Origin of the sequence: Pseudonocardia xishanensis (genome assembly GCF_039541715.1) — a bacterium.
GTDB lineage: Bacteria > Actinomycetota > Actinomycetes > Mycobacteriales > Pseudonocardiaceae > Pseudonocardia > Pseudonocardia xishanensis.
The window spans coordinates 1-22680 of the sequence record NZ_BAABGT010000092.1; the positions used below are offsets into that span (position 1 = coordinate 1).

Genomic DNA, 22680 nt, shown 5'->3' on the forward strand with positions numbered 1-22680 from the left:
CTTCAACACCCTCCTGCCATATCCCCGGCAGCCACGCCGTTAGGAATTACTCGTCTAGGGCTGGGGCGGGTCAGGCGGTGAGCACGCCGTCGAGGTAGAGCCAGGCGCCCTTCTCCCGGACGAACCGGCTGTGCTCGTGCAGGACGCCGGAGCTCGAGTGGGCCCGGAACTCGACGGTGCCCTCGGTGTCCAGCAACCCGCCGCCGCCCAGGTGCAGCACGTCCAGCCGGGTCCAGCGCTGGTCCGGATCGAGCAGGACGCGGCGCGGTCGGGTCCTCGGGTGCCAGGTCCGCCGCAGGTAGGGCACGTCGCCGAGGGCGAAGGCGCTGTACCGGCTGCGCATGAGCAGCTCGGCGGTCGGCGCGACCTCGCCGGCGTGGAACCGGCCGCAGCACGCGGCGTACGGCTCGCCGCGGCCGCAGGGGCACTCCTCGCGGGGGTTCACCGGCCCGCCCCGGCGGAGGCGACCGCGGTGAAGGCGACCGGAGGCTCCCAGCCGCGGTCGGCGTAGGCCGCCTCCACGGCGCGGGTCACGGCGTCGACGTCCGCGACCTCGACCAGGGCGATGACGCAGCCGCCGAAGCCGCCGCCGGTCATGCGGGCGCCGTGGGCGCCGGCCGCGAGCGCGGTCTCCTGGGCGACGTCGACGTGCGGGACCGTGATCGCGAAGTCGTCCCGCATGGACTCGTGCGACGCGGTCAGCAGCGGCCCGATCTCCCTCGGGTCCCTGCCCCCGCGCAGCCGGTCGACGACCTCCAGCACCCGGGCGTTCTCGGTGACCACGTGTCGGGCCCGGGCGCGCAGGCGCCGGTCGTCGAGCGCCCCGACGGCGTCGAGGGTGGCGTCCCGCAGGGACGGGACGTCCAACAGGGCGGCGGCCTCGGCGCAGTCGTGGCGGCGTTCGCCGTACTGGCCGTCGACGAGCTGGTGGGGGGCGCGGGTGTCGAGGACGAGCAGGGCGAGGTCGTGGGTGGCGAGGTCGAAGGGGATGAGCTCGACCGCCTCGGTGCGGGTGTCGAGGAAGACGAGTCGGTCGGGGGCGCCGTGCATGGCGGCCATCTGGTCCATGCCGCCGGTGGGGGCGCCGACGAACTCGTTCTCGGCGCGGCGGGCGATGCGGGCGAACGGGGTCTTCTCGACCGGTATCTCGGCGAGCCCTGCGAGGGCCACGGCGACCGCGCACTCCAACGAGGCGGAGGACGACAACCCGGCCCCGACCGGCACGTCGCCGTGGATGAACAGGTCGGTGTCCGCCACGGGCAGCCCGGCCTCGCGGAACGCCCAGACGACCCCCGCGACGTAGCAGGCCCAGCCTGCGACCTGGCCCGGGGCGACCGTGCTCGCGGCGAAGCGCACCGGCTGGTCCTCGCGGTCGGACCGCACCGTGGTCCACCCGGGCTCGGTGGTCCGGGCGGCGGCCACCCACGTCCGGCGGTCCAAGGCGAGAGGGAGGACGAACCCGTCGTTGTAGTCGGTGTGCTCGCCGATCAGGTTGACCCGCCCGGGGGCGGACCACACCCCGTCGGAGGGGCGGCCGAACGCGGTCTCGAAGTCGGTCATCCCAGCTCCCGCAGCCGCGCGGCGACGTCCTCGGGGGTGGTGTCGTTGATGAAGACGCCCATCGCGGACTCGGACCCGGCCAGGTACTTGATCTTGGTGGGGGTGCGGAGGATGGAGAACAGCTCCAGGTGCAGGCGGGCGAGGTGGCGGTCCTGGCGGACCGGGGCCTGGTGCCAGGCGGCGATGTAGGGCAGCGGCCGGTCGTGGAACAGCTCGAGCCGGGCGAGCACGTCGAGCCACATCTCGGCGAGATCGGTGCGTTCGGGGCCGGTGAGCTCGGGCAGGTCCCTGACGTCGCGGTGGGGGTAGAGGTGGACCTCGATGGGCCAACGGGCGGCGTTGGGGACGAACGCGGTCCAGTGCGCGGTCTCGGCGACCACGCGGGCGCCGTCGGTGCGTTCGCGGTCGAGGAGGTCGGCGTAGAGGTCCCCCCGGGTGCGGACGCGGTAGCGGCGGGCGGACTCGAGCTGCTGCCGGGTCCGCGGCGTGACGAAGGGGTAGCCGTAGATCTGGCCGTGCGGGTGGGCCAGGGTCACGCCGATCTCGGCGCCGCGGTTCTCGAAGGGGAACACCTGCTCGACGCCGGGCAGCTCGGACAGTGCTGCCGTGCGGTCGGCGAGGGTGTCGATCACCAGTCGGACGCGGTCGGGGGGCAGGGCGCCGAAGCGGCCGTAGTGGTCGCTGGTGAAGCAGACGACCTCGCACCGGCCCACCCCGCCGGAGAACGACGGGAAGCGGTTCTCGAACACCACGGTCTCGTAGTCCGGGGTCGGGACCTCGGTGACCCGGCCCGGGATCGTGGGGCACAGGGGGCACTGGTCGGCGCCGCCGGAGGGCTGGAAGGTGCGGGTCTGGCGGTGTGAGGCGATCGCGACCCACTCGTCGAGCAGCTCGTCGTAGCGGATCTCGGAGACCGTGTGCACCTGCGGCAGGCCCCGGCCGTCGACGCCCGCGACCCGCCCGGGCGCGGCGTCGTACCAGAGGATCTCCCGGCCGTCGGACAGCCTGCCCGCGGTGCGGCGGGCCGTCGACGTGGGCGGTGCCTGGGTCATGGAGGAGCTCCGGGAGAGAAGTGCGGGAGGACCCGCGGGACGCTACTCCCCGGTCTTGGCAGGATGGTCGGCGTGGCCGACCCGCTCGAGAACCCCGTCCACGGCGCCCTCACCGGACCGCACCGCGCGCTCGCCGAGCGGCGTGGCCGGGCGGCGCGCTACCTGCCGGACGTCGCTCCCTTCTGCGCGCTGCCCCTCGCCCCGACCCCCGCGGACTGGGCGGACCTGGCCGCCCTCGCGGGCCCGGGCGGGGAGGTGCTGCTCGCGGGCCCGGCCCGGCCCGCGCCGGACGGCTGGGAGACCACGATGGACCTGCCCGGCGTCCAGATGACCGGGGACGCGCTGCGCGGCGGGACCGATGCCGAGGCGGTCCGGCTCGGGCCCGCCGACGTGCCCGAGATGCTGGACCTGGTGGCCCGCACCCGGCCGGGCCCGTTCCTGCAGCGCACGGTCGAGCTCGGCACCTATCTCGGCATCCGGCGCGGGGGCGCGCTCGTCGCGATGGCGGGGGAGCGGATGCGCGTGCCCGGCCGCACGGAGATCTCCGCGGTGTGCACCGATCCCGCGATGCGCGGGCAGGGCCTCGCCGCGCGCCTGGTGCGGGCGGTCGCGGTGGGCATCCGGGAACGCGGCGACGAGCCGTTCCTGCACGCCGCGGCGGGGAACACGGGCGCGATCCGGCTGTACGAGCAGCTGGGTTTCGTGCTGTCCCGGGAGCTGATGTTCACCGCCCACCGGGTCCCGGAGCGGGCTCGGTCCGCGGCCTGACCGCGCCTAGACCCGAGCCCGGCGAAGGTCGGTCAGCGCGAGGATCTCGTCCACCGAGCCGGGGGAGAGGACCTGGTCCAGCACCAGGATCGCGCACCCGGTCACCCCGCTGCGTCCGACGAGCGCGCCGGGCTCCACCCGCAGGCTCTGCGTGCCGGTGGCGACGGCCCGCTTGAAGACCGACTCGCGGATCCCCGCCACCAGCGGCTCGTAGGCCCCGACGAGGTCGCCACCCACGGTGATCACGGACGGGTTGAGCAGGTTGACCGCGCCTGCGAGGACCTCGCCGATCCGCCGCCCGGCCTCGCGGACCAGGGTGACCGCCTCGGCGTCCCCGGCGCGGACGAGGTCGACCACCGCGGACACGGTGTCCACCGAGCGGCCCCGGGCCGTCAGGTCCCGGATCAGGGCGGCGCCGCTCGCGAGGATCTCGAGGCAGTCGAGGTTGCCGCAGTGGCAGGGCCTGCCGGGGCCGTCGGCGACCTGGGTGTGGCCGATCTCGCCCGCCGACCCGTGCGCCCCGCGCTGCAGCGCGCCGCCGCTGACCACGGCGGCGCCGATGCCGGTGGACACCTTGAGCACCAGCAGGTCGTCGATGCCGGGGTGGGCGTGCTGTTCGGCGATCGCCATCACGTTCACGTCGTTGTCCACGCGGACGGGCACGGGGAAGTGCCGGGCCAGCAGTGGGGGCAGCTTCACCTCCGCCCAGCCCGGCAGCACGGGCACGCCGATGCTGCAGCCCGCGACCGAGTCCACCGCGCCCGGGATGGACAGGCCGACGCCGCGCACGGCCGCCGGGGCCACCCCGGCCTCCCCGAGGAGCCCCTCCAGTCGCTCGGCCACCGCCGTCATCACCGGCTCCGGGCCGGAACGCGTACGGATCCGCAGCGAGTCCTGGGCCAGCACGGTCCCGGCGAGATCGCACACGGCCAGCGACGTGCGGCTGACCCCGACCGACGCGGCCAGCACGGCGCCCCCGGCGGCATGGAAGGCCAGCCGGGCGGCCGGGCGGCCACCGGTCACCGCCCCGCCCTGCACCTCGCTGACCAGGCCCTCGGCGAGCAGCCGGTCCACCCGGGCGGCGACGGCCGTGCGGGACAGCCCCGTCGCCCTGCCGATCTCGGTGCGCGTCGCCACGCCGCCCTGGCGGATCAGTGCGAAGATCTCACCCGCCGTCGCGGGAGCAGCCGTGGGTCGTCGTCCACGCGTCGGTGCGTTCACCACATGCCTCCTGCCTGGCGTTGTACCGAAGATGCCACATTTTCGTCTTTCGTGTGCACAACACGGCACGTAGGGTGGCACACGGTGTGCCGGGAAGTCTGGTCGGCGAGCTGTTCCGACCTGCCCGAAACCAGCCCGGAGGCACCTGTGACCCAGCTCTTCGCCCGCGGCTCGTGGCCCGAGGCCCGCCGCATCACCGACCTGCTCCGCACCGAGACCGTCGGCGGGCTGCTGCTGGTCGGCGCCGCGGTCCTGGCCCTGGCCTGGGCGAACTCGCCCTGGCGGGAGGCCTACACCGCGCTCGGCGCGCTCACCGTCGGGCCCGCCGCACTGCACCTGGACCTCTCGCTCGCCACGTGGGCGGCGGACGGGCTGCTGGCGATCTTCTTCTTCGTGGCCGGGCTGGAGCTCAAGCGCGAGTTCGTCGCCGGAGACCTGCGGGACCCGCGGCGCGCCGCGCTGCCCGTGGCCGCGGCCGTCGGCGGCATGGCCGTGCCCGCGGTGGTCTTCGTGCTGGTCAACGCGGGCACGCCGAACGTCGTCGGCTGGGCCATCCCCACGGCGACGGACATCGCGTTCGCCCTCGCCGTGCTCGCGGTGATCGGCACGCACCTGCCCGTCGCCCTGCGCACCTTCCTGCTCACCCTCGCCGTGGTGGACGACCTGCTGGCCATCACGATCATCGCCGTCTTCTACACCGACGAGCTGAAGGTCGTGCCGCTGCTGCTCGCCCTGCTCCCGCTCGCCTGCTTCACCGTGCTGGTCCAGCGGCGGGTGCGGTCGTGGTGGCTGCTGCTGCCCCTGGCGGTGCTGACCTGGGGACTGGTGCACGCCTCCGGGGTGCACGCCACGGTCGCCGGGGTGCTGCTCGGGTTCGCGGTCCCCGTGGTGCGGCGCGCGTCGGGTCCCGGCCCCGGGCTGGCCCAGCACTTCGAGCACCGGTTCCGGCCGATCTCGGCCGGGATCGCCGTGCCCGTGTTCGCGTTCTTCGCCGCGGGCGTCTCCGTCGTCGACGCGGGCGGGGGCGCCTTCCTCCAGCCCGTCACCCTGGGCGTCGCCGCGGGCCTGGTCGTCGGCAAGGCGATCGGCATCACCGGGGCCACCTGGCTGGTCCAGCGCGTGACCCGGGCGCGCCTCGCGCCGGGTCTGGGCTGGTGGGACGTCCTGGGCCTCGCCCTGCTCGGCGGGATCGGGTTCACCGTGTCGCTGCTGATCGGGGAGCTGGCCTTCGGCACGGGCAGCGCGCTCGACGGCGAGGTGAAGATCGGCGTGCTCGGTGGATCACTGGTCGCGGCCCTGCTGGCGACGGTCGTCCTGCGGGTCCGCAACGCCCACCACCGCAGGATCGCGGACGAGGAGACCGTCGACGCGGACGCCGACGGGATCCCGGACGTCTACCAGGAGCCGCGGGAGGGGTAAGCGCGCTCACGGGTCGGCCCGCTCACCATCGCGAGACGCCGAGGGGTCCGCAGGTCGATCCTGGCGTCGGTGAGCTCCCCTCCCGCCACCGCTCCCGCACGGCCCGTCGCCCCGACGGTCGCCCCCGGTCTGCTCGTCGCCGCGATCCTGCTGCTCGCGCTCAACCTGCGCGGGCCGATCGTCGCCGTCTCCCCGGTCGCGGAGACGATCGCGGCCGACCTGGGTGTCTCCGCCGCCACGGTGGGCCTGCTCACCAGCCTGCCGGTGCTCTGCTTCGGGCTGGCCACGCCGCTCGCGTCGCTGCTGCTCGCCCGCCTCGGGCTGGGCCGCGGGGTGCTGGTCGCGCTGGGTGTGCTGCTCGCCGGGATCGTGCTGCGCTCCGTCGGCGGGCTGCCGACCGCCGTGGCCGGGACGCTGCTGATCGGGCTGGCGATCACCGTCGGGAACGTGGCGGTGCCCGTCGTGATCGGGCGGGACCTGCCGGAGCGGGCGGGCGCGGTGCTCGGCGGCTACACCGCGGCGCTCAACGTCGGGTCGATGCTCACCCTCTCGCTCACCGTCCCGATCGCCGGGCTCGTCGACTGGCGGTTCGCGCTGGCGGGCTGGGGCCTGCTGGTGGTGGTGTCGGCCGTGGTGTGGCACCGCGCCACCCGGGCGGTGCGGGGCGCCGTCGCGGTCGCCGAGGAACGTCCCGGGCCGTCCACCGTCGGGCCGGTGTGGTGGCGCCGCCCGATCGTCTGGGGGCTCACGCTGGCGTTCGCGGGCCAGGCCTTCGCCTACTACGGCGTGACGGCCTGGCTGCCGCTGCTGCTGCGAGACGAGCTCGGCATGACCGAGTCCGGTGCGGGCCTGAGCTCCTCGGTCTTCCAGATCGCCGCGGTGGTGGGCGCCTTCGGTGTGCCGGTGCTGCTGCGGGTCTGCCACTCGCCGCGGACCGCCGTGCTGGTCGTGTCGGCGGCCTGGGCGGCGCTGCCCGTCGGGCTGCTGGTGGCGCCCGCGGGGTGGCCGGTGTGGTGTGCGCTGGGCGGGGCCGCGCAGGGCGGCGGGATCACGGTGGTGTTCTCCCTGGTCGTGCGCCGCGCCCGCGACCTCGCCGAGAACCGCCGGATGTCCGCGCTCGTACAGGGCGGGGGCTACACGGTGGCGGCCGCGGGGCCCGCCGTCGTCGGCGCGGTGCACGAGGCGACCGGCGGGTGGACCGCGCCGCTGCTCGTGGTGGCCGCGGCGGTCCTCGTCCTCGCCGCCGCGGGCACCCTGTCCGCACGCTCCTAGAGACAGATGTATCAACGGCTCCGGGGGGCTGCTCTGTCCTCCGCGTGAGGGAGGGTGGCGCCGGACCGGGATCGCGGGGGTGGCGCGGACACGAGCGGCGGTCGTGGTGTCCGCGCGGGTCCCGGTCCGCGTTCACATCCGGCCGCCCGGCGAGTGTGGCGTCGACGTGCTGGACCCGGCGCCCGGGCCTGAATAACCTACGGGGAGTGAACCGGCCGGCTCGTGCTGCCCTCGTCGGGCGAACCGACGAGCTCGGTGTGCTCGCGGGGATGCTGGCCGCCGCCGGGGCGGGCAGCCCCGGGGTGGCCGTGGTGTCCGGCGAGGCGGGAGTCGGGAAGACCCGCCTGGTCTCCGAGCTGGCGGTCCTCGCCGCGCGCACGGGTGCGCTGGTGCTCTCCGGCGCGGCGGTGGACGTCGGCGAGAGTCCGCCGCTGCTGCCGCTCACCCTGGCCGTGCGGGCGCTGGACGCCGGGGGGCTGGCCGTGCTCGAACCGTGGCGCGCCGAGCTGGCGGGCCTGGGGGTGCTGCCCGGGCCCGGGGCCGCGGCGTCCCACCCCCTGGACCTGGCCGGGCGCGTGCTGGTGGGGGCGGCGGCGGACCGGGTCGTGCTCTGGATCGTCGAGGACGTCCAGTGGGCCGACCGGGCCACCAGGGACCTGCTCACCTACCTCACCGCGACGATGGGCTCGGCCCGGTTGCTGGTCGTCGTCACGCACCGGGAGGGCGGCGGGGCCCCGGGGCTGGACGCGCTGGGGCTCGGCGGCCTGCGCCGCCACCCGCGGGTGCACGACCTGCGGTTGACCCCGCTGGACCGCGCCGCCGTGGCGCAGCTGGTCTCGGCGGCCGCGCTGCCCGCGGAGATCGCCGCCCCGGAGGAGCTCGTCTGGCGGCGTTCTCAGGGCAACCCGTTCATCGTCGAGGAGACGCTGCGCGCGCTGCGGGACCGGGACCCGCGGGCGGTGACCGGCGGGCTGGAGGAGCTGGTCCTCGGCCGGGTCCGCGCGCTCTCCCCGGACGCCCGGACCGTGGTGCGGGCCCTGTCCGTCGCCGAGGGCGCGGTCTCCCACGACCTGACGGCCCTGGTCACGGCGCTGCCCGCGGAAAGGCTGCTAGCCGCGCTGCGCGAGGTCGTCGAGGAGGGGTCGGTGGTGCTCGCGGCGCCCGGTCCGGAGGGCGGGGCCGGGGGGTACCGGCTGCGGCACGGACTGGCCGTGGACGTCGTGGCGGACGACCTGCTGCCCGCCGAGCGCCGTGACCTGCACCGCCGGTTCGCCACGGCGCTGACCGCCCTGGTGGGCACGGCCGCGGACTCGCCCGCCGTCGCCGGCCTGCTGGCGCACCACTGGGACCGGGCCGGGGACGGCGAGCGCGCCCTGGCCGCCGCGGCCGAGGCCGCCGAGGCCGCCGAGCAGGTCCGGGGGTACGCGGACGCCTACCGGCACTGGCGCCGCGCCTCCGAGCTGGTCGAGCCCGGTGGCGCCGGGGTGGCCCTGCCCTCCCACGCCGTGGCCCCCCGCATCGAGGCGCCGGTGGCCGCGGTCGCGCCGCGGCGCGTGTCCGTCGTCGGCCGCGCGGAGACGTTGGTGCGGGCCGCGGAGGCCGCCCACCTCGCAGGCGAGCACGAGGCCGCGATCACCACGCTCCGGGAGCGCCTCACGCTCGCAGCCGACCGCACGCTGCTCGCCCGCCTCGGCGACTACCTCGTCGCGGCCGGTCGCGGGGTGGAGGCCGAGGAGGTCTTCCGCGAGGTGCTGGGCGCGGGAGCGGACACGGACGCCCACGCGCTCGCCGGGCACGCCGAGGCGCTGCAGCTCGCGGGCAGGCTCGCCGAGGCGCAGGCCGAGGCCCGCCGGGCCCTCGCCGCCGCGCGGGCGTCCGGAGAGCTCGGCGAGCAGGCCCGGGTGCTGCTCACGCTGGGCTACAGCCTGGCCTACCTGGAGGACACCGCCGCGGGCGCCGAGGCGCTCGCCGAGGGGCTGCGGGTAGCCGAGGCCAGCGGGTCCGCCGCGGCCCTGGGCCGGGCCTACCACGGCCGGGCCGAGCTGCTGTCCGGTCCGCTGGGCGCCGTGTCGGACGGCATCGACCTCGCGTTGGCGGGCGCCGCCCGGCTGACCGAGCTGGGCCACGGCCGCACCCACGGCGTGCGCCTGCTCGCGCTGGCGGCGAACGGGCAGTTCCGCTGCGGCCGCTGGGACGAGGCCGTCGAGGTGATCGACCGGGCCTTCACGGCGCGGCCCTCGGGCAGCGAGGCCCTGGACATCCGGCTGTCCCGCGGCCGGATGCGTGTCGGCCGGGGTGACCTGGTGGGGGCGGCGGAGGACCTGGACGTCGTCGAGATGTTGGCGCACGACACCACCGGCGGCCGCTACAAGGTCCCGCTGCTCACCCTGCGCGCCGGCCTGGAGATGTTCCTCGGCCGCCCCGAGCGGGGCATCGCGCACACCCTCGCCGGCCTGGACCTGACCAACGGGCACGACGACGTCTGGCTGGACGCCGCGCTCGTCTGGCACGGGCTGCGGGCCCACGCCGAGTGCGTCCGGCTGGACCGTCCGCCGCCCGCCCCCGAGGTGGCGGCGCGGCTCCGGCGGCACCTCGCCGCGCTGCCGGGGCGCGCGGACCGGGCTGCGCCCGCCGTCGCCGGGTCGGTCCGGATGTTCGCGCAGATGAGCGAGGCCGAGGCGAGCCGGGCGGACGGCGTCTCGGACCCCGCGCAGTGGGGCGACGTGGCGCGCGAGTGGGAGCGCCGCGACCAGCCCTACAACGTGGCCTACGGCCTGTTGCGCCGCGCGGAGGCCCTGCTGGCCGAGCGGACCCGCAACCGGGCGGCGGCCGAGGACCTGCAGCGCGCGTTCGAGCTCCTCCGCGGGCTGGGCGCCCGGCCGCTGCTGGACGAGGTGCGGGACCTGGCCCGGCGGGCGCGGGTGACGCTGCCGGACGACGCGCCGCCGCGGTCCGCCGTCGCGGTCCCGGCCGCACGCGGCGACCGGCTCGCCACCCTCACCCCCCGGGAGCGCGAGGTGCTCACCGAGATCGCGGCGGGCCTGACCAACCGCGAGATCGCGCAGCGGCTGTTCATCAGCGAGAAGACGGTGGGCATCCACATCACCCACCTGTTCGCCAAGCTCGGCGTGCGGAGCCGCGTCCAGGCGGGCGCCGTCTACCTGCACGCCCACGGAGTCACGCCGTAGGGCCGCGCCGCACACCCCCCGTGCGCGGCGCGGCCGGTCAGCCCGCCGCCAGGGCGGCGCGCAGCTGGTCCAGGGCCCGGGCGCGGGTCGGGCCGATGGAGCCGGTCGGGATGCCGATGTCGGCGCTGATCCGGTCGTAGCTCCAGGACTCCTCGCCGAACAGGGCGGCGATCAGCAGCCTGCGCCTGCGCGGCAGGCTCGCGACGAGACCGCGCAGCTCCCGCGCGGTGTCCGCGTCCAGCGCGCGCTGTTCGGGGCCGGGCGCGGTGTCCGCCACGGCCAGCCCCACGTCCTCCACGGGGACGCCTGCGTGCGCGCTGCGGTCCAGCAGCCGCAGGCACTCGCGGCCCGCGACGGTGGACAGCCAGCCCGCCAGCCGCTCGGCGTGCTGGATGCGGTCCGCGTTCTGGGCCAGCCGCAGCCAGGTGGCGGCGACGGCGTCCTCGGCGTCCGCGGGTTGCAGGCGGAAGCCGCGGACCCGGGCGCGGACCAGGCGTTCGTAGCGGGTGACCACCTCGCGCCAGGCCGTGGAGTCGCCGCGGGCGAGACGGGGCAGCAGGGTGTCCTCCTCGCCCGGTGGGCGGAGGGTGGATACGTGCGCGGGCATGGGTGTGCCTCCGACGGGTGCTCCGCGGCCGGGGCACCGGCACGCTTGCTCGACCCGTCCGACCCTTCCGCGCCGGGGCCCGTCGCGCGTCGGGACAACGCCCTAGGGGGGTCCGACCGACCCCCCTATTTCACGGCGTGCGCACGTCCGCGGCGCGGCGGCGGGCCCACGCGGCGGCCGCGGGGGACAGGCCGCGGCGGCGGGCGTCCCACTCGCCGGTGTCCGGCGGCTCGGCCGCGGAGCGCTCGACCGCGGGCTCCCCGCACAGTGCCACGTGGACGGCCGTGTGCACCCAGGCGATGCTCCCGTCCGGCAGTACCCGGTCGATGTGCGCGTAGCTGGTGTACCGCTCGCGCGCGGTGTCGATCGGCGCGTAGCAGCGCTCACACAGGTGGGTCGCCATGTCGCCTCCGCAGGTCGTGGCTCGCCCGAGGATCGACGCTGACACCCGGCGTGGGGGTTCCTCATTTTCGCACGTCGTCGCAGGTCGGAGGACGTGGCGCTGCGCACGTCGCGGGTTCTGTCGGACCGGCGCGCTACCCTGAATCCCACTCGTGTAGTTCCGATCGAGCCCCGAGGAGGTCCGCCGGTGCGCCTGGTCCACGCCGCCGACCTGCACCTGGACAGCCCGCTGCTGGGGCTCTCCCGGCTGGAGGACTCCGACCTCGCGGGCACGCTGCGCCGCGCCACCCGTCGGGCCTGCGAGAACCTGGTCGACCTGTGCGTCGCCGAGCGGGCGGACGCGCTGCTGCTGGCCGGGGACGTCTACGACGGGAACTGGCGGGACTACGCCACCGGCGCGTTCTTCGTCCGGCAGCTCGCCCGGCTGCACGAGGAGGGCGTCCCCGTCTTCCTGATCAACGGCAACCACGACGCCGAGAGCGAGATCACGCGCTCCCTGCGGCTCCCGCCGAACGTGCACCGGCTCGCCACGGACCGCCCCGAGACCGTGGTGCTGGACGATCTGGGCCTCGCCGTCCACGGTCAGGGCTTCGCCACCCGGGCCGTGCTCGAGAACCTCGTGCCCGCCTACCCCGACCCGATCCCCGGCCTGGTCAACGCCGGTCTGCTGCACACGTCGGTCACCGGCGCCGAGGGCCACGACTCCTACGCCCCCTGCACCCCGGAGGACCTGGAGCGCTGCCGGTACGAGTACTTCGCGCTGGGCCACGTGCACGACCGCCGTGTCGTCAACGACGGCGAGTTCGTCGCCGCGTTCAGCGGCAACCTGCAGGGCAGGCACCCGCGCGAGCCCGGGGCCAAGGGCGCCACGGTCATCGACGTCGAGCCGGGCGGGCGCGCCCGGCTGCGGCACGCGGTGTGCGACGTGGCGCGCTGGACCCACGTCCGGCTGGACGCCTCGGCCTGCCGGGACGCGGACGAGGTGCTCGAGGCGCTGGACGGCGAGCTCCGTGAGATCGGCCTCGCCGCCGGGTCGCGGCCGGTCGCCGCGCGGGTGACGCTCTCCGGCGCCACCCCGGCGGCCGCCGCCCTACTGGACGCCGAGTGGCTGCGCGCCGAGATCGACATCGTCGCGGAGAAGTCGGGCGCCGTCGTCGAGACGGTGCGGAACCGGACCCGCATGCTCCGGGCGAGCGCGCCGACCGCCGCGGTGGACGAGGAGCTGGCGGGTGCGGTCGCGGCCGCCGCCACGCGGCTGGTGGCCGATCCCGCTCAGGTCGGCGAGCTGGTGGCGCCCCTGGAGCGGGAGGCGGGGCGCAGGTTGCGCAGCGCCGGGCTGGACCTGCGCGACCCCGCGAGCCTGGCCGAGCTGGCGCGCCGCGCCGAGGAGGAGCTGCTCGCCCGGCTCGCGGGGGAGCGTTAGTGCGGCTCACCGGCCTGACCCTCGAGCGCTACGGCACCCACGAGGGCCGGGTGCTGCGGCTGGGCGCGGGGCTGACCGTGGTGACGGGGCCGAACGAGGCCGGCAAGTCCACGTTGCTGGACGCCGTGTCGGACCTGCTCTGGGGCTTCCCCCGCCCCGTCCGCCACGCCTACGCCGCATCGCCCGCGCGGCTGGCGATCGTGGCGGAGATCCTGCTGGCCTCGGACTACGGAGGGGGCGCGCATTCCGACGGCGCGGCGGCCCGAGGTGACCGCGCGGTCGGTGCGGGCGAGGGCTTCGGTGCGGTCGGTGCGGTCGGTGCGGTCGGTGCGGTGGCGCTGGGTGACGGTGCGGTCGGTCCCGCGGCGCAGGCGGGCCGTGCGGTGGGGGAGGCGGCTTCCGGCGACCGGCCGGTGGTGGGCGAACGCTGCGGCGGCCGTGAGCTCGAGGTCCGGCGGACCACGCGCGGGCTGTTCGGGCCCGGCGGAGAGGTCGTCGAGCCGCCCTGGGGGCCCGGGGGCGCCCAGGCCCGGCGGACCTGGACGCAGAGCTTCGGGCTCGGGCACCTCGCGCTGCGGGAGGGTGGGGCCCGGCTCTGCGCGGGGGACGGCGAGCTGGCCGAGCTGGTGTTCACGGCCCGCAGCGGGCGGGACGTGCGGGCCGTGCTCGCCGAGCTGGACGAGGAGGCGGACCGGCTCTACAAGGAGCACCGCAACGCGTCCAAGGTCGAGCTGCGCCGGGCGCTGAGCGCCTACGAGCACGTGGACGCCGCGGTCGTCGAGCAGATGTCGCGGGCGGGGGACGTCGCGGCGCTCGGCGAGGAGATCGAACGGCTGGAGCGCCGGGCGTCCGCGCTCGCGCGGGACCGGGAGGCCGCAGAGCGCGCGGGCGCCGAGGCCCAGCAGCGGCTGCGCGCCTATCCGGCGGCGCGGGACGTCGCGCGCCGGCGCGCCGAGCTCGCGGCGTTGGCGGCCTCCGGGGTGGTGCTCGACGCCGCCCGGCTGGCCGAGTTCGACACCGCCCGCTCGGCCCGGGACGCGGCCGAGGCGGCGTTGGACGAGCTGGAGGCCCGGCTCCGCGAGCTGCGCGCCGAACGCTCCGAGATCCGGGTGGACGCCGAGCTCACCGCGGACTCCGAGCGCATCCGGGCCCTGGACGGTGAGCGCCAGACCCGCCAGGCCGAGTCCGAACGTCTGGCGGACCTGCGTGCCGAGTCCGCCGCGCGGGCTCGGGAGGCCGAGCAGCTCCTCGACCGCATCGAGCCCGGGGCAGACGCTCGGACCGTGCGACGACGGGTGGAGCAGCTCACGGTGCCCGCGGACCTGGCCGCGGACCTGGCAGCGCTCGCCGTGCAGGTCGAGCGGGCCGAGGCGGCCGCGGACCGGGCCGCCGAGACCCACGCCGAGGCCCGTCGGACCGCCCGGGAGGCGGCGGACGGCGCGGTGGGCCCGGACTCCGCCGCGGTCGCGCGGGTCGCCGAGGCCCGCCGGGCGATCCTGGCGGACGGGTCCGCCGCGACCCTGCGCCGCGCCGCGTCCCGCGAGGCCGCGGACGCCGCGCTGCGGGCTCGGCGGTCCCTGGACGGCACCGGGCTCGGCGAGCCCTCCGCGCAGTCGGCCGCAGACGGGTCCGCCGCGGTCGGGACCTCTGCGGTCCCGGAGCCGCCCGCGGCTGCCCGCGTCGCCGCGCACCGCACCGCGCTCCGCCAGGCCGCGGAGGCCGAGGGTCAGGCGCGCCGCGAGGCGCATCGCGCGACCCGTCGTCGAGACGCGGCGCGCGCCACCCTGGACAGGCTGGTCGGAGACGGCGGCCCCGCGGATCCGGCCGCCCTGGCCGAAGCGCGCCGCGCCCGGGACGCAGCCGTCGACCGCCTCCTCGCCGCCCACCACACCCCCATGATCCACACCTCGGGAGCCGAGGGGTCGGATTCCGACCGCCCCGCTTCCCGCGAGTGGATCACCGCGGGGGAGCCTGGGATGTCGCTGGCCGAGGCCGCGATCGCGGTGGAACGGGCGGTGCGGGAGGCCGACCGGTTGGCGGACGGGATGATCGTCTCCGCGGACCGGATGGCCGAGCTGACCCGCGCCCGCACGGACCTGGCCGCCACCGAGGAGGAGCTGGCCGCCGCGGAGGAGGCCGCCGCCGCGACCGCGCAGGCTCGGGTCGAGGCCCGCGAGCGGTGGACGGTGCTCTGGGGCGACTGCCCCGCCCCGCACCCGGACGAGGCGGAGACCGTCCGCGCCGCGCTGCTCGCCGCCCGCGCCGCGCTGGCCGACCGGGACCACGCCCGCGCGCGCGCCGCCGACCTCGCCGCGGACGAGGCCGCGCAGACCCGGACGCTGGCCGCCGCGTTGGCCGCGGCAGGCAGACCCCGCCCCGGGGCCGACCTGGACGCCCTGCTCCGCGCGGCTGCGGACCTCGAGGCCGAGGCGGACGCCGCCCGGGACCGGCGCACGGTCGTCGCGCGGCTGCGGGCGGACGCCGAGCGTGCCGCCGCCGAGTCCGACGCCAGGGCCCACGACCTGGAGCAGGTCCGGCTCCGCTGGAGGCACGCCGTCCGGGCCACCGGGGGGCCGGTCGAGGCGGGCCCCGCGGCCTGGCGCACCCGGCAGGAGGTGCTGGCCGAGGCCGGCCGCGCCGAGGCCGCGGCGCGCGCGTCGGCGGCCGAGGCCAAACGGTTGGCCGCACGCGTCTCCGCCCACGAGAAGGCGGTCGCCGCGCTGGCCGAGCGGCACCTCGGCGCGGTCGCACCGGCGGCCGTCGCGCTGCCGGAGCTGGCCGACCGCGTCCGCACCGCGGCGGAGGCCGCCGTGTCCGCCCGGCACGTGGACGCCCTGGTGGAGCAGACGGAGGCCGAGGCCCGCCGGGTCCGCCGCGAGGCCGCGGCGGCGCGGGGGCGGCTGGACCGGCTCGCCGTCGAACTGTGGCTGACGTCCACCCCCGAGGAGGGCGGGCTGGAGGCCGCGGCCGAACGGGGCCGCGAGGCCGTCCGCATCGGCGCGGCGGAGGAGACGGCGCTCGCGCTGCTCCGCACCGCCGCGCCGGACCTCGATGCGGACGAGCTGGTCGCGGCGTCGGAGGGCGTCGAGGAGTCGGGACTGGCCGAGGACCTCGACCGGGCCCGCGCGACCGCGGGCGGGCTCACCCGGGAGGCCGAGGAGCTGTGGGAGCAGCTCGGCAGGCTCCGCGACCGGCGTCGGGTCCTGGAGGGGGCGGACGGGGCCGCCGTGTTGCACGCCGAGGCCCAGGGGCACCTGGCCCGCGCGGCCGAGGCGGCGGAGCGGTACGTCGTCGTGCACCTGCAGCGCGAGACCCTGCGCCGTGAGCTGGAGGGCTACGAACGCAGGCACTCCTCGCCGCTGCTGGAGGAGGCGGGCGGGCTGCTGGCCCGGCTCACCGGAGAGCGGTTCACCGCGCTGCGCCCGGCCGGGGTGGGGGAGTCCCGCACGCTGGTCGCCGTCCGCGCGGACGGCGAGGAGCTCGGCCCGGGCCAGCTCTCCGAGGGCACCGCCGACCAGGTCTTCCTCGCCCTGCGCCTCGCGGGCATCCGGCAGCTGCAGTCCGAGCGCCGCGCGGCGGGCCTGCCCGCCGTCCCCGTGGTGCTGGACGACGTCCTCATGACCTTCGACGACGACCGCGCCGCCGCCGCCCTCACCGTCCTCGCCGAGCTGGCCGCGGACTGGCAGGTGCTGCTGTTCACCCACCACGAGCACCTCGCCCCCCTCGCCCGCCGGGCCGGCGAGGTCACCGTGATCGACCTCGGCGCCCCCGCCGCGCTGCAGGCCGAGCTCGCCCCCACCGCCTGAGCCGCGGTCGTCGCCTCGGCGTCCTCACGACGGCGTGCGGCGCCCCGGGCGGTGATCGCGGTCGCGGCTGCGCACGGGTGTGGGCAGGGCGAAGGTGCCTCCGGAGCCCCACTCACCCGGCCGGCAGGATCACGCCCGTGATGGATCCCTGCGGTGAGCACTTCACGATCGTCTCGGGTGCGGCCCGTGCGGCTGTGAGCGAGGTCGGGGCCGGGCTGCGCTACTTCGCGGTCGGCGACACCCTCTACACCGAGCCCGTGCCGGACGGCTCCCGCCCGCCGCGCGGCTCCGGTGCCCTGCTCGCCCCCTGGCCGAACCGGGTCGCGGGCGGCCGCTGGAGCTGGGAGGGCAGGGCGCAGCAGCTCGCGCTGAGCGAACCGGAGGCGGGCAACGCCATCCACGGCCTGCTCCGCCAGTCCTTCTGGCGCCCCGCGGACCAGACGGACGCCGCGGTCACCCTCACCGCGACCGTCGCGCCGCAGAACGGGTGGCCGCAGCCCGTCACCGTCGCCGTCACCTACCGGGTCGGGGACGAGGGGCTCACCGTCGAGACCACCGCCACCAACGAGGGTTCCGGCCCGATCCCGTTCGGCCTGGGCTTCCACCCCTACCTGCGGATCGGCGACACGCCGACGGACGACTGCACGCTCACCCTCGCCGCCCGCGCCGCGCTGCCGTTGACCGACCAGCTGCCCAGCGGCCCCCTCGAACCGCTGTCGAGCAGCGAGTTCCCCCTCGGCGGGACCACACTGGACTCGGCCTTCGGCGACTGCGAGCCCACCGACGGGCTCGTCCGGCACCGGCTCACGGCCCCGGACGGGAACGGGGTGGAGCTCTGGGCCGACCCCGCCTTCGGCTGGGTCCAGGTCTTCACCCCGAGCGACATGCCCCAGCACGGGCGGGCCGTCGCCGTCGAGCCGATGACCTGCCCCCCGGACGCGCTGAACTCCGGCACCGACCTCGTCCGGCTGGAGCCGGGGGACCGCTGGACCGGCAGCTGGGGACTGCGCCCCCTGTCCGGGAGCTACTAGGGTCGGGCCGCAGTCACGGTCGACGAAGGGGGACCCATGCACGCGCTGACCGGAGGCACGCTGCCGGACATCGCCGGGGTGGAGGTCCCCACCTACGACCGGAGTGCGGTACGGGTCGGGATCGTCCACTTCGGAGTCGGCGGCTTCCACCGCGCGCACCAGGCGATGTACGTCGACGCCCTGATGAACGAGGGCGAGGCCCTGGACTGGGGAATCTGCGGGATCGGCGTGCTGCCGGGGGACCGCCGCATGCAGCAGGTCCTCACCGACCAGAACGGGCTCTACACCCTGGTGGTGAAGCAGGCGGACGGCTCGCTCCACCCGCGGGTGATCGGCTCGATCGTCGAGTACCTCTACGCGCCGGACTCGCCCGAGGCCGTGATCGAGAAGATGGCCGCCGAGTCGACCCGGATCGTCAGCCTCACGATCACCGAGGGCGGCTACACGATCGACCAGGTCACCGGCGAGTTCGACGCCGACGACCCCGGCATCCGCGCCGACCTCGCCGAGGGCGCGGAGCCCGCCACCGTGTTCGGCCTGGTCACCGAGGCGCTGAGCCGCCGCCGGGCCCGGAACCTGCCCGGCTTCACGATCATGAGCTGCGACAACATCCAGGGCAACGGGGACACCGCCGCCCGCACCTTCTCGGCGTTCGCGCGGCTCAAGGACCCCGAGCTGGCCACCTGGATCGAGCAGAACGTCGGTTTCCCGAACTCCATGGTCGACCGGATCACCCCGGCGACCAGCCCCGAGGACACGCAGCGGCTGAAGGACGAGTTCGGCCTCGAGGACGGCTGGCCGGTGGTCTGCGAGCCGTTCACCCAGTGGGTGCTCGAGGACCACTTCACGGCGGGCCGCCCGCCCTTCGAGGACGTCGGGGTGCAGCTCGTCGAGGACGTCGTGCCGTACGAGCTGATGAAGCTCCGGCTGCTCAACGCCGGTCACCAGAGCCTGGGTTACCTGGGCTTCCTCGCCGGGTTCCGGTACGTGCACGAGGTCGCAGGCGACCCGCTGTTCGCCCGGTTCATCCGCGCCTACATGGACCGCGAGGGCACCCCCACACTCGACGAGGTGCCCGGCGTGGACCTCGACGAGTACAAGACCACGCTGCTGGAGCGCTTCGCCAACCCCGGCGTCGCGGACACGTTGGTGCGCATCAACTTCGGCAGCTCGGACCGCATCTCGCTGTGGGTGCTCCCGGTCATCCGGCACCAGCTGGAGCACGGCGGGGAGCTGGAGCGGGCCACCGCGGTCGTCGCGGGGTGGGCCCGCTACGCGGAGGGGGTGGACGAGAAGGGCGAGCCGATCGAGGTCCAGGACCGCCTCGCCGAGACCCTCGTGCCACTCGCCCGGTCGCAGCGCGAGAACCCCACCGCCTTCATCGAGAACTCCGCGGTGTTCGGGGACCTGGCGCAACACGAGCGGTTCCGCGAGGCCTACCTCTGGGCGCTGGACTCGTTGCACCGCGAAGGAGCCCGCTCGACCGTGGAGAAGCTGGTCCAGAGGTAGGCGACGAGGGTGGGACGAACCGCACATCGGTGCGGAGGCTGGAGCGCCCGACCCCGGCTACTCGTGCGCCAGCAGCGCCGCCCCGATGATCCCCGCCTCGTTGAGCAGCTCGGCGGGTACCAGCTCGGTCCGGGTGCTCACGTAGGGGCTCCAGCGGGAGAACTTCTTGCTCACCCCGCCGCCGACCACGATCAGGTCCGGCCAGAGCAGGTTCTCGATGTGCTGGAAGTACCGGGTGAGGCGGGCGCCCCACTCCTCCCAGGACAGGCCCTCCCGCTCGCGGGCGGAGTCGGCGGCGCGGGTCTCGGCGTCGTGCCCGTCCAGCTCCAGGTGGCCGAACTCGGTGTTCGGCACCAGCCGCCCGCCGAGCACCAGCGCCGACCCGATGCCCGTGCCGAGGGTGGAGACGAGCACGGTCCCCTTGTGCCCCTTGGCCGCGCCGAACTCCACCTCGGCGACGCCCGCGGCGTCCGCGTCGTTGACCACGAGCGCCTTGCGGCCCGTCACCGACTTGATCACGTGGTGCGCGTCCGCGCCGATCCAGGACTGGTCGACGTTCGCCGCGGTCTGGGTGACGCCGTGCCGGACGACCGCGGGGAAGGTGCAGCCGAAGGGCTCCTTCCAGCCGAAGTGGTCCAGGATCTGCCCGACGACCTCGGCGACGGCCTCCGGAGTGGACGGCTGCGGCGTGGGGATGCGCAGCCGGTCGTCCGCCAGCTTGCCCTTGTCCAGGTCGACCGGCGCGCCCTTGATCCCGGAGCCGCCGATGTCGATCCCCAGCCCCACGTGCTTCCTACTCACCCAGTGCCCCCTTCACGACCTGCTGTGCCTCCTCCTGGACCCGAGCGAGGTGCTCCGCCCCGAGGAAGCTCTCCGCGTAGACCTTGTAGACGTCCTCGGTGCCGGAGGGGCGGGCCGCGAACCAGCCGTTCTCCGTGGTCACCTTCAGCCCGCCGAGCGCCGCCCCGTTGCCGGGTGCGGTGGTGAGCCGGGCCGTGATGTCCTCACCGGCGAGGGACGTGGCGCTGACGTCCGACGCGGACAGCCTTCCCAGCTTCGCCTTGTCCTCCCGGGAGCAGGCGACGTCGATCCGGGCGTAGGCGGGCGCCCCGAACCGCTCGGTCAGCGCGGCGTAGTGCTCCGACGGAGTCCTCCCGGTCACCGCGGTGATCTCCCCGGCCAGCAGGCACAGGATGATCCCGTCCTTGTCCGTCGACCACGGCCGCCCGTCCGTGCGCAGGAACGAGGCCCCGGCGCTCTCCTCGCCACCGAAGGCGATGCTGCCGTCCCGCAGGCCGGGTACGAACCACTTGAACCCGACGGGCACCTCGATCAGCTCCCGGCCCAGGTCCGCGGCCACCCGGTCGATCATCGACGAGCTCACCGCCGTCTTGCCGACGGCGGCGCCCGCGGGCCAGCCCGACCGGTGCGAGTACAGATAGCCGATCGCGACGGCGAGGTAGTGGTTCGGGTTCATCAGCCCGGCGTCCCGGGTGACGATGCCGTGCCGGTCGGAGTCCGCGTCGTTGCCGGTGGAGATGGTGAAGCGGTCCTTGCCCGCGACCAGCGAGGCCATGGCGTAGGGGGAGGAGCAGTCCATGCGGATCCTGCCGTCCCAGTCCAGCGTCATGAACGCGAAGGCCGGGTCGACGTTCGGGTTCACCACCGTCAGGTCCAGCTTGTACCGCTCCGCGATGGCGCCCCAGTAGTCCACGGACGCCCCGCCGAGGGGGTCCGCGCCCAGCACCACGCCCGCGGACCGGATGGCCTCGAGGTCCACGACGGACCCGAGGTCGCTGACGTAGGCGTCGAGGAAGTCGTACGTGCCGCGCTCGGCGCGCTCCACCGGCGTCCGCCGCACACCCGCGAGCCCGGCTTCGAGCAGTGCGTTCGCGCGGTCGGCGATCCAGCCGGTGGCGTCCGTGCCCGCGGGACCGCCGTCCGGCGGGTTGTACTTGAAGCCGCCGTCTCGCGGCGGGTTGTGCGACGGCGTGACGACGACGCCGTCCGCGAGCCCGCTCGTCCGGCCGGCGTTGTGGGTGAGGATCGCGTGGGAGACGGCGGGGGTGGGCGTCCAGGCGTCCCGGGAGTCCACGAGCACCCGGACCCCGTTGGCGGACAGCACCTCCACCGCGGTGACCCAGGCCGGGTCGGACAGCGCGTGGGTGTCCTTGCCGAGGAACAGCGGCCCGTCCGTGCCCTGCTGCGCGCGGTACTCGGCGATGGCCTGGCTGGTGGCGGCGATGTGGTCGTCGTTGAAGGTGGCCGAGAGCGCCGACCCGCGGTGCCCGGAGGTCCCGAAGGCGACCCGCTGCTCGGCGACCGCCGGGTCGGGGTGCACGTCGGCGTACGCGGCGAGCAGCGCGGGGACGTCGACGAGGTCCTCGGGCAGGGCGGGTGTCCCCGCCCGCGGGTGGTTGGCCATCAGTCGCCTCCTACAGCGGTCGCGTGCGGGTGTCAGCCTGCCGCATTCCGGGGCCGGGCACATCATCTGCCCGTAGGCTCGCGCCATGCGGATCGCGTCGTTGCTGCCCGCCGCCACCGAGATCGTCTGCAGGCTCGGGTCGGCCGAGTCGCTGGTCGCCGTGACCTTCGAGTGCGAGGCGCCCGGGGTGCCGGTGGTCGTGGACACCGCGATCCCCGCCGGGCTGGCCCCGCAGCAGATCGACGCGTGGGTGGCCGAGCGGGCGGCGTCCGGCCTGCCGATGTACGAGCTGGACCGGGCGGCGCTGCGCGAGCTGGCCCCCGACCTCATCCTCACCCAGGACCTCTGCCGGGTCTGCGCGCTGCCCGCGGGGACCGTGCAGGAGGCGCTGGCCGAGATCGGGACGGCGGCCCAGGTCGTCTCCGTGGACCCCCACACGCTCGACGAGGTGCTGGCCGCGATCACGAGCGTCGGTGCGGCGGCGGGAGCCGACGACCGGGCGTCCGCGCTGGTCGACGGCCTGCACGCCCGGCTGCGGGCGGTCGAGGGTGCGGTGGCGGGCGCCCCGCGCCCGCGCACGCTGATCCTGGAGTGGACCGATCCCGCCTACGTCCCCGGCCACTGGGTGCCCGAGCTGGTGCGCCGCGCGGGCGGCGAGCCGCTGGCCGGGATCGAGGGCGGGCGGAGCGTCGCGGCGGAGTGGGCGGAGCTGGCCGCGCTGGAGCCGGAGGTCGTCGTGGTCGCGCCGTGCGGGTTCGGCCTCGACGACGCCGTGGCCCAGTCCGAGCCGGTCCGCGACCGCTTCCCCGGCGTGCCGGTCGTCGCGGTCGACTCCGCCGGGTACGTCGTCAAGGCGGGCCCCGGCCTGGTCGACGGGATCGAGGCACTGGCCTGGGCCCTGCACCCCGACCGCGTCCCGGAGCCACCCGCGGGCCGGATCATCAGGACATAACACGCGCTCGCCCTGCGCGCCACCGGTTCCCGTGCCCACCATGCG

General features: G+C 76.0%; 17 protein-coding genes. 9 read left to right on the forward strand and 8 right to left on the reverse strand.

Annotation, left to right across the window (positions count from 1 at the left end; translation table 11 throughout):
- Window positions 1-70: 70 nt before the first annotated feature.
- From ABD993_RS27790 to galT, 3 genes are read right to left on the reverse strand one after another with little or no spacing between them, the layout of a single operon-like run.
- Complete coding sequence (locus ABD993_RS27790) at window positions 71-445, reverse strand: YchJ family protein (protein WP_345424805.1); 375 nt, start codon at window positions 443-445, stop codon at window positions 71-73.
- Window positions 442-1560, reverse strand: coding sequence for a galactokinase (galK, locus tag ABD993_RS27795; RefSeq protein WP_345424808.1), 1119 nt, complete (start codon window positions 1558-1560; stop codon window positions 442-444). Before galK ends, ABD993_RS27790 begins: the two co-directional genes overlap by 4 nt.
- On the reverse strand, window positions 1557-2612 hold the full coding sequence (gene galT, locus ABD993_RS27800) for a galactose-1-phosphate uridylyltransferase (RefSeq protein ID WP_345424811.1): 1056 nt from the start codon (window positions 2610-2612) through the stop codon (window positions 1557-1559). The genes galK and galT overlap by 4 nt, the downstream gene beginning before the upstream one ends.
- 72 nt (window positions 2613-2684) lie before the next feature.
- Between galT and ABD993_RS27805 the strand changes: the two genes are divergently transcribed.
- Complete coding sequence (locus ABD993_RS27805) at window positions 2685-3380, forward strand: GNAT family N-acetyltransferase (protein WP_345424814.1); 696 nt, start codon at window positions 2685-2687, stop codon at window positions 3378-3380.
- Between the two features lie 6 nt (window positions 3381-3386).
- Here ABD993_RS27805 and ABD993_RS27810 read toward each other — a convergent pair whose 3' ends face one another.
- Entirely contained in the window at window positions 3387-4601 is a 1215-nt protein-coding gene (locus ABD993_RS27810; RefSeq protein WP_345424817.1) for an ROK family transcriptional regulator, read from the reverse strand.
- Window positions 4602-4748: 147 nt separating this feature from the next.
- Here ABD993_RS27810 and nhaA point away from each other — a divergent pair, with 147 nt between their 5' ends.
- The 3 genes from nhaA (at window position 4749) to ABD993_RS27825 (ending at window position 10480) form a co-directional block, all read left to right on the forward strand.
- Window positions 4749-6020 carry a Na+/H+ antiporter NhaA gene (gene nhaA, locus ABD993_RS27815; protein ID WP_345424820.1) on the forward strand — a complete coding sequence of 424 codons (1272 nt, stop codon included), beginning with the start codon at window positions 4749-4751 and terminating at the stop codon, window positions 6018-6020.
- 69 nt (window positions 6021-6089) lie between these two features.
- The gene (locus ABD993_RS27820) at window positions 6090-7292 is read left to right on the forward strand and encodes an MFS transporter (RefSeq protein WP_345424822.1); all 1203 of its coding nucleotides are present in this window, start codon (window positions 6090-6092) and stop codon (window positions 7290-7292) included.
- A 206-nt stretch (window positions 7293-7498) separates the two neighbouring features.
- A complete protein-coding gene (locus ABD993_RS27825; protein WP_345424825.1) occupies window positions 7499-10480 on the forward strand; it encodes a helix-turn-helix transcriptional regulator in 2982 nt (993 codons plus the stop codon).
- A 37-nt stretch (window positions 10481-10517) separates the two neighbouring features.
- Here the strand turns inward: ABD993_RS27825 and ABD993_RS27830 are convergent, their stop codons facing one another.
- Together ABD993_RS27830 and ABD993_RS27835 are read right to left on the reverse strand one after the other, a co-directional pair.
- Window positions 10518-11087, reverse strand: a complete 570-nt coding sequence (locus ABD993_RS27830) for an RNA polymerase sigma factor (RefSeq protein WP_345424828.1) — start codon at window positions 11085-11087, stop codon at window positions 10518-10520.
- 130 nt (window positions 11088-11217) lie between these two features.
- Entirely contained in the window at window positions 11218-11490 is a 273-nt protein-coding gene (locus ABD993_RS27835; protein ID WP_345424831.1) for a hypothetical protein, read from the reverse strand.
- A gap of 186 nt (window positions 11491-11676) precedes the next feature.
- Between ABD993_RS27835 and ABD993_RS27840 the strand changes: the two genes are divergently transcribed.
- From ABD993_RS27840 to ABD993_RS27855, 4 genes are all read left to right on the forward strand, one after another.
- Window positions 11677-12912 carry a metallophosphoesterase family protein gene (locus ABD993_RS27840; RefSeq protein WP_345424834.1) on the forward strand — a complete coding sequence of 412 codons (1236 nt, stop codon included), beginning with the start codon at window positions 11677-11679 and terminating at the stop codon, window positions 12910-12912.
- Window positions 12912-16718: an AAA family ATPase gene (locus ABD993_RS27845; protein ID WP_345424836.1), complete on the forward strand. Its 3807-nt coding sequence runs from the start codon at window positions 12912-12914 to the stop codon at window positions 16716-16718. Before ABD993_RS27840 ends, ABD993_RS27845 begins: the two co-directional genes overlap by 1 nt.
- A gap of 140 nt (window positions 16719-16858) precedes the next feature.
- Window positions 16859-17749, forward strand: a complete 891-nt coding sequence (locus ABD993_RS27850; RefSeq protein WP_345424889.1) for an aldose 1-epimerase family protein — start codon at window positions 16859-16861, stop codon at window positions 17747-17749.
- 36 nt (window positions 17750-17785) lie between these two features.
- Entirely contained in the window at window positions 17786-19258 is a 1473-nt protein-coding gene (locus ABD993_RS27855) for a mannitol dehydrogenase family protein (protein WP_345424839.1), read from the forward strand.
- A 57-nt stretch (window positions 19259-19315) separates the two neighbouring features.
- On the opposite strand, the gene ppgK is transcribed toward ABD993_RS27855, so the two are convergent.
- Window positions 19316-20059, reverse strand: coding sequence for a polyphosphate--glucose phosphotransferase (ppgK, locus tag ABD993_RS27860; protein WP_345424842.1), 744 nt, complete (start codon window positions 20057-20059; stop codon window positions 19316-19318).
- Window positions 20052-21683 carry a phosphoglucomutase (alpha-D-glucose-1,6-bisphosphate-dependent) gene (pgm, locus tag ABD993_RS27865; RefSeq protein ID WP_345424845.1) on the reverse strand — a complete coding sequence of 544 codons (1632 nt, stop codon included), beginning with the start codon at window positions 21681-21683 and terminating at the stop codon, window positions 20052-20054. Before pgm ends, ppgK begins: the two co-directional genes overlap by 8 nt.
- A gap of 85 nt (window positions 21684-21768) precedes the next feature.
- Between pgm and ABD993_RS27870 the strand changes: the two genes are divergently transcribed.
- Window positions 21769-22635: an ABC transporter substrate-binding protein gene (locus tag ABD993_RS27870; RefSeq protein WP_345424848.1), complete on the forward strand. Its 867-nt coding sequence runs from the start codon at window positions 21769-21771 to the stop codon at window positions 22633-22635.
- Window positions 22636-22680: the final 45 nt, after the last annotated feature.